9 protein-coding genes are annotated in these 6,587 nt (G+C 42.5%); 4 read left to right on the forward strand and 5 right to left on the reverse strand.

Annotated features, from left to right (window positions below; all coding sequences use genetic code 11):
• Window positions 1-34: 34 nt before the first annotated feature.
• Window positions 35-301 (forward strand): hypothetical protein, encoded by a 267-nt coding sequence (locus Q1A70_RS18300; RefSeq protein WP_299695030.1) that lies wholly within the window; start codon window positions 35-37, stop codon window positions 299-301.
• A gap of 238 nt (window positions 302-539) precedes the next feature.
• On the opposite strand, the gene folM is transcribed toward Q1A70_RS18300, so the two are convergent.
• The 4 genes from folM to folK all read right to left on the reverse strand — a co-directional run bounded on the left by folM (window position 540) and on the right by folK (window position 2,898).
• Window positions 540-1,256 (reverse strand): dihydromonapterin reductase, encoded by a 717-nt coding sequence (gene folM, locus Q1A70_RS18305; RefSeq protein WP_299695032.1) that lies wholly within the window; start codon window positions 1,254-1,256, stop codon window positions 540-542.
• Entirely contained in the window at window positions 1,253-1,891 is a 639-nt protein-coding gene (folE, locus tag Q1A70_RS18310; RefSeq protein WP_299695035.1) for a GTP cyclohydrolase I FolE, read from the reverse strand. The genes folM and folE overlap by 4 nt, the downstream gene beginning before the upstream one ends.
• 11 nt (window positions 1,892-1,902) lie before the next feature.
• Window positions 1,903-2,280: a dihydroneopterin triphosphate 2'-epimerase gene (gene folX, locus Q1A70_RS18315; protein WP_299695037.1), complete on the reverse strand. Its 378-nt coding sequence runs from the start codon at window positions 2,278-2,280 to the stop codon at window positions 1,903-1,905.
• 102 nt (window positions 2,281-2,382) lie between these two features.
• Window positions 2,383-2,898: a 2-amino-4-hydroxy-6-hydroxymethyldihydropteridine diphosphokinase gene (folK, locus tag Q1A70_RS18320; protein WP_299695039.1), complete on the reverse strand. Its 516-nt coding sequence runs from the start codon at window positions 2,896-2,898 to the stop codon at window positions 2,383-2,385.
• A 610-nt stretch (window positions 2,899-3,508) separates the two neighbouring features.
• On the opposite strand from folK, the gene Q1A70_RS18325 reads away from it, so the two are divergent.
• On the forward strand, window positions 3,509-4,375 hold the full coding sequence (locus Q1A70_RS18325) for a hypothetical protein (protein WP_299695042.1): 867 nt from the start codon (window positions 3,509-3,511) through the stop codon (window positions 4,373-4,375).
• A 176-nt stretch (window positions 4,376-4,551) separates the two neighbouring features.
• Here the strand turns inward: Q1A70_RS18325 and Q1A70_RS18330 are convergent, their stop codons facing one another.
• Window positions 4,552-5,376 (reverse strand): hypothetical protein, encoded by an 825-nt coding sequence (locus tag Q1A70_RS18330; RefSeq protein WP_299695045.1) that lies wholly within the window; start codon window positions 5,374-5,376, stop codon window positions 4,552-4,554.
• A 453-nt stretch (window positions 5,377-5,829) separates the two neighbouring features.
• Here Q1A70_RS18330 and Q1A70_RS18335 point away from each other — a divergent pair, with 453 nt between their 5' ends.
• Both Q1A70_RS18335 and Q1A70_RS18340 read left to right on the forward strand, forming a co-directional pair.
• Window positions 5,830-6,066: a hypothetical protein gene (locus tag Q1A70_RS18335; RefSeq protein WP_285954876.1), complete on the forward strand. Its 237-nt coding sequence runs from the start codon at window positions 5,830-5,832 to the stop codon at window positions 6,064-6,066.
• The gene (locus Q1A70_RS18340; RefSeq protein ID WP_285954877.1) at window positions 6,038-6,340 is read left to right on the forward strand and encodes a type II toxin-antitoxin system RelE/ParE family toxin; all 303 of its coding nucleotides are present in this window, start codon (window positions 6,038-6,040) and stop codon (window positions 6,338-6,340) included. The genes Q1A70_RS18335 and Q1A70_RS18340 overlap by 29 nt, the downstream gene beginning before the upstream one ends.
• Window positions 6,341-6,587: the final 247 nt, after the last annotated feature.

A 6,587-nucleotide genomic window follows, 5' to 3' on the forward strand; every position in this document is an offset into this window, starting at 1 on the left:
GAAACTCAGTGCATTGTTTAAGAATTAGGCAACTATGGACCAGGCATGTCTTCTATCTGAATTAAGCAACAAAACCATAGTTGACAGTACCATTGATGTAGAGGGCAATACGGAATCCATTGCTGCGGCATTAGAAGAGCAAAGTTGTGTCATGGAAGAGGTGGGATCACAAGTCTCCAATCTTGCACAAATAGCGAACGCTAACATGGAAGCGCTAAAAGATTGTCAGACGTTCAGTGACCAAATTTCTACCCAAACTAACCAACTAAAAGCGAATACCTCGAGTTTTATTACCGGTTAAACAGATATACTGGTTAATAAAAACATAGCGGTAGTTAAATCGCACCGAGTGGTGGCTGACTAAGCCCACAACACATGGGCTTTGTACCAATCGTAGTCAATAATTGGTCACCCTAGCTGGTTAAAACGCTCGATAACCGCGTTAGAATTTTTGATTTTATAACAAATACTTACCGAAAATACTGCCTTGTTATCAAGCTTTTTCCTGCGCTATTTCTGATCACTTACTGTGATTGGTATTACTTCAAATGGCGGCCGCCATCAAGGTGCAAAGTCCTTCCTGTCATGTAGTGACTGGCCAAAACAAACTTGATGCCATCTATCACTTCTTCAAAGCCCGCCTCTGTGGGGATCAGGGCTTTTTGTAGTGCTTTGATCTTGTACGCCTCGTCATCATGTTCATTGAATTTGATCATGGCAGGAGAGATGGTATTAACTTTCACCTTGGGAGCCAGCATCGCTGAGAACGACAGCGTCAGGTTGTTGAGGGCGGCTTTACTGGCCGCATAAGCAATGTGTTTTTTACTGCCTTTTTCGGCAACATAATCACTGATGTGAATGATGTCCGATGTTCTGTCGCCAGACATTAGTTGGTCTTTGAGCGTTAAATTAACCAGATAAGGCACGGTCGTGTGAACCGTCATCATCTGGTTGATGATTTGTAATGCATTTTCACTGGGGTTCTCTTTGCTCTCTGGCTGCCAGTCGGAAGCATTATGGATGATGGCTCGAAGTGTCTTATATTTTTGACCAACGTAATCAAGAAACCCCTCTAAACTGCTTTGTTGATAAAAGTCTACCTGCTGCAAGTCTGCCCCATTGTCGCGCAGTAATTGCAGTTGAGGATAGTGGCTTCGGTAGGTGCCAACCACTTTATATCCGTCCGATAAAAGTTCCTGCGCCAGTGCGAAGCCCAGTCGCTTCCCCACCCCTGTGATTAGAATCGTTTCACTCATCGTAAAAACTCAGCTCTGGTTTGAGGGTTAGTTTTGAAAATACCACCGAGCGCGGTTGTTGAGGTTTCCGAGTTTGCATCCATAACGCCTCTCGATTTAACGCAATAGTGAGTGGCTGTAATCGTCACGGCCACATTGTCGGTTTCAACCAGAGTCTGTATCGCGACTAGGATTTGCTGAGTCAGGCGCTCTTGAACCTGAGGCCGCTGAGCGAAAAACCGAACAATACGGTTTATTTTAGACAACCCGAGTATCTTGGATTCTGGGATATAGGCCACTTGTGCTAAACCATCGATGGTAATGAAGTGATGTTCGCAAGTCGATGTTAAATCAATATTCGATACCTTAACCATTTCATCTACTGACATTTTGTTTTCTATGACACTGATTTTTGGGAAATTATTGTAATCTAGCCCTGAAAATATCTCATGGACATACATCTTTGCAATGCGATGCGGTGTTTCAGCAAGACTGTCATCGGTTAAATCCAGTCCCAGCGTACTGACCACTTCCGTCAAGAGTCCTTTGATGCGATTGTATTTCTGGTCAGGGCTCATATCGCTCGACGTCATCGGGGTTTCTAGCCCTTTTGCGAGCAAAGCTTCTCTTACTTTTTCCGCTTCTGAGTTGAACATTGCCGCACTCCTTATGAATTATCGTTGTGGTCTGCTTCATAGCTCAGAGTGAGCGAAACCGAATCGGCAAAACGCAGAGCATGGGGCTTGTCAATTCTCACTTGAGCGTATCGCACCCATGAATGGTTGATACAAATGCCGAGCACGTCGCTGGTCAACTTTTCTAAAAGCAGAAATCGTCCGGATTCGACGTGTTGAATGATTTTTTTGCAGATGTTTTTGTAGTTAAGTGCGTTATCCACATCATCAGAGAGACAAAGTTTATTGGCGGGGTAATGGATTTCTGCATTTATAATGATGTCTTGCTGCTTGGTTTTTTCTTCTTCGTTGAAGCCGATGAAGGTTCTTAGTCTGAGATTTGTAATGGTAATAATCGCATTGTTATTCATAACAGTTTCCGATCCTTAGAAGTTAGAAGAGTTACGTGCTTGCTAGAAGAAAAGATCAATAAAGCTCAGACGATTAAGTGTTCAGTCGCCCTGTTGTTCTGTTTACAGCCGTTGCAAGGACTCAGTGAAACTGAGCTTAAAAGGGATAAGTTCGGTTTTCTGGCTCAACTTATCGAACTTGTTCCAGATTTGCTGATACGTGATGTCTAGAGTGGGATGACGTTGTTGTGCGGCAATATCAACTAACGGTCGAAGCACAAAAGCGTACTCAGTGATTTCTCCCCTAGGCAGTTCGACTCCGTCAATCATGCCCACTTGATTTCCATAAAGAAGGATGTCGATATCCATCGTGCGCGAAGCATATTCTTTGGTTTCACGCTTGCGATCATTCTCCAATTCGATTTGATGGAGAACCTTAGCCAGCTCACCGACAGGGAGATCACATTCGAACCCGACGACTAGGTTTAGAAAGTTGTCCCCCTCAAAACCAACAGGCTCACAATCGTAAAAATGAGAAATGTGCAGCGGTGCAAAGCGATGATTCAATGCTTTAAGCGATTCTGTGATGTGATGTTCGCGGTTAATGTTGCTTCCGATGCTGACATAGACGTCGACCATATTACTTTTCTCCTTTTTTAGGTCCCCTGATACGCTCCAACTCGCTAGGAAGATCAGATATGCATTCTTTTAAGATTAGGAAGAAAAAGGCAGTTTCGCGGTAAATTTTAACATTTATGCAATAGAACCATCTTTATGATTATCGAATTTTTTCGATGCGAACCTAGAGAGCGGCCCTGTGGATAGGTAATAGCGGCTGAATTTTCTCATCCACTACAATCCAATATATTTATCAATGACTACTAGGGCGTGTTGATCTTTCGAGCTGATTTTTGCAGCGAGTTGCTGGGTATTTATACAAGGCAGAGGCGTCGATGTGTAGCTAGCCTACATGAGAAGCCGATAACGTAGTAGAAATGACCAGCAAACGCTGCCCGAAGGGTTCGGCTAAAAGCGTTTTACTCTTTGTTGAGGGAGATTTGCTTAGAGTGACTAGGCGACTTCCCCCTCGCCGCGATTAAAACGCTTTTATCTCGAACAAAATTTAACCACGAAAGATCAACACGCCCTAGTACGGCATTACATTTAATTACACATATGATCTTCAATTCGCCGTGAAAGGTGTGTTTTAGTGTACTCTAATGCATTAGAACAGCATAAAGGATTAAATATGTTGGGTTTTATCTTTATTTTAGCCTCGGTGATATTACAGGCATTCGCTTTGTCCCGTGTTAGTTTCCAGTTTAGTAGCGGGGAGATTATGATTTTCTCTACGACCTCCTTTTTCTTGTGCTCGATATTTTTTCTGTGCAAGTTAGTGGTTACGAAAAAGCTGAATATCACTAGGGAGAAGGTGCTGTCGTTGGCTAAGATGAATTTATATACATTGCTAGCATTCTTCTCGTTTCATTTGGCTTTGACCTATATTCCAGCTTCCAGTGCAGCTCTATTTGAGTCGGCAGTGGCCGTGGTTGTAGTGTCTGTGATCACTCGTGAGACTTTAGGTAGATTGGCGCAGACTTTCACCATCGCTTTGCTAACTCTTTTGTTTGCAGTTAAAGCCAACGTGATGGATGCAACGTTGTTTCTGGGTTTGGTTTTAGCTGCATTGGCCGGAATCGGTGCCGCACTAATTTCATTAAAGTCGAACGCTAAGTTTATGGGTGATTTGTCTATCGATGAGATCTTGGCATTTCGTTTTCTATTATCAGGTATTGTCGCTACGGGTGTGGTCTTCTCAACCGGTGCTAGTCTTGGCGGGGAAGTGGGTCTAGGCGAGGTGTTTGGGCTCTCTGTATTTGGTTTTGTACTCCCGTTCTTTTTACTTCAGAAAGGAATGGAGGTCACGAAGCCTGTACTGACGGTCTGTATGCTATCAGTGATTCCTGCGATCTCTTATTTGTTTGAGTCGGCGCTATATTCGGAGCCTTCGATTCATGAGGTGATGTTAATAAGCAGTTCGGTGGCCTTGATAGTCTGGTTTTCGATATCGGATATTATAAAAACGCGAACCAAACCAGTTTCGGTGGAAGCTTAGTGAAAACTATAGAGACATCAATATCCTTGCTATTTCAGTACGTGACATTCCATCCTCAAAATGAGAGACAGCCAAATAGCGTATGCGTAGTCTAGCGTTAGGTGTGGAACGGATCAGTTGAGGGAAATTAATGTCCATATAGTACCTCCGAGCAGAGTTACTATTAGATCAGAAATTTAATCAAATTGGTATAAGCAGTACTTATCCCCTCTTTTATGATAATTAACTTGCTTACCCCCAACGCCATTCTTCTTTACCAGTTCTCGAAGACGATCCGATAGCATTCCCCCAACTATATTCTTTGCCCACGGGATGTTTTCCGCGATCTTTTGGTTGATTTCCGACCGAGTCATGAACTTATCTTGGTCTGGGTCTGTATCATTCAGCGACCATAAAATTAAGCTATCTGCGACAGTTTTGACTAAATGTTTGTCTTTCTCTCTGTTTTCTACTTGTTGTTGAAGAAAAACATAAACCGAGGGGTGGGTTATGTTCTCACTAGTCTTAAGTTGTGAACTTTTCGACAGGTCTTTTAGGAAGTCTGTGAATCGGTGCAAATGCGTGTAATACGCTTTTTTTGTCGCTTCATTATAGTTTATCTTTGAAAGTAGCCATTTAGCATCTCTAATTCGAACAAATACATCATGTTTGTCAGTTAGATCCTCTTCCTCTTTATCAAATGTTCCTATCGTTTGAGAGGTAACATAAATGATCGTTTTTACAGTTCTTCCAAACTCTTCCAGCCTATCTAATGTCTGTTTGATTTTTGGTCTATGATTTGCTGTGACGGACATTTGGTAGAACACGTTAGGTCTATCTTTTGTATATAAACCTTCCACACGAGCGCCGTCTGCGCCACCATCAGAAGTACCACCTACTGGTACAAACCCTGGGCCATCGATGGCTCCAATTAACTCATTTGCAAACTGTTCAAATGGAAACCCTTCACAATTATCAAGTGCTACTTGAGCCAGTTTTGTGTTCACTTCCTCTAGTGCCATATCCGTTCTCATAACTAACTGTTCTATATCAAGTTACGATACTACTATCACTATGAATAATCTATGTGCTTCCATTTCATTTGGTAGAGGTGTGACATCAGTCATTTGGTGCTGAGGTGTTCCTGAAAAATTTCGGATGAGAAAAAGTAGGCAAAATGGAGATTGGATTGCCGACGTAGATCATCTGCTCTAACCACTAAAGGGGCAGAATTGAGCTAACTATGTCAGCCAGCTCAAGGTTGGACAGAAGCTTTTTCTAATTTAGTAAATGATGCATTATCTCAGGTATGGGGGATACATCAGAAGAGCACGACCTTAGAGGCTAAGTTCATTAGTCACTTATGAGAAGTGAAAAAGCCCACTAGCAGGGCTTTTGTTGCAAGTTGCTACATATGATGCAATGCGCTACAATTGGCATCAACAAACAAATGACCATCGACCAAGGTAATACATATGGCTACTACAAGCGTTAGACTTGATGAGAGCCTAGTAGATAGAGCTGCAACCATTGGAACAGCTTTAAATCGAACGACCCCCAAGCAAATTGAGCATTGGGCGAAAATAGGCAAGATCATGGAGGATAACCCTGACTTAACCTACGAGTTCGTACTGCAGGCAATCATCGCTAAAGCCGAATTAGAGCACGGGAATACGACCTCTTATGAATTTAGCGAAAGTATCAAAGATTGAGCAAACTACGACATTTGCCAAGACCGTAAAAAAGCTACACAAAAACCAGAAACAAGATCTAGATAAAGCAGTGAAAGAGGTTATAGAAAACCCTTTTATTGGCGTGATGAAGAAAGGCGATTTGTCTTTTCTTAGGGTGCACAAGTTTAAGATGAACAAGCAGCTCACCTTGCTTGGGTACAACTACGATGAAGACGGGACGTTAGTCCTGACCTTAATGGCGTTGGGCAGTCATGAAAACTTTTATCGAGATGCATCCAGAACATTTAGATAACCAAAGCCTCGCCAAGCGAGGCTTTTTTGTGCCCCTCAAACACCTACAAACTGATCGAAAAAGAACTTAAGGTTAGCTAACGCTGAAGGAAAGGTGGAATCTACCCCCCGTGAAACATCACGGGGATTAACAGTGAGAGAAGAGTGGATAAGTTTTAGTATGGTAAAAACGTAAGCGTCTTTAAATCGACTCATTCAATCCTTTCAATAAACGTCGTAACCTTTAACTTTGATCGTTAAAGGTACTC

The organism is uncultured Vibrio sp. (assembly GCF_947488985.1).
Taxonomy (GTDB): domain Bacteria; phylum Pseudomonadota; class Gammaproteobacteria; order Enterobacterales; family Vibrionaceae; genus Vibrio.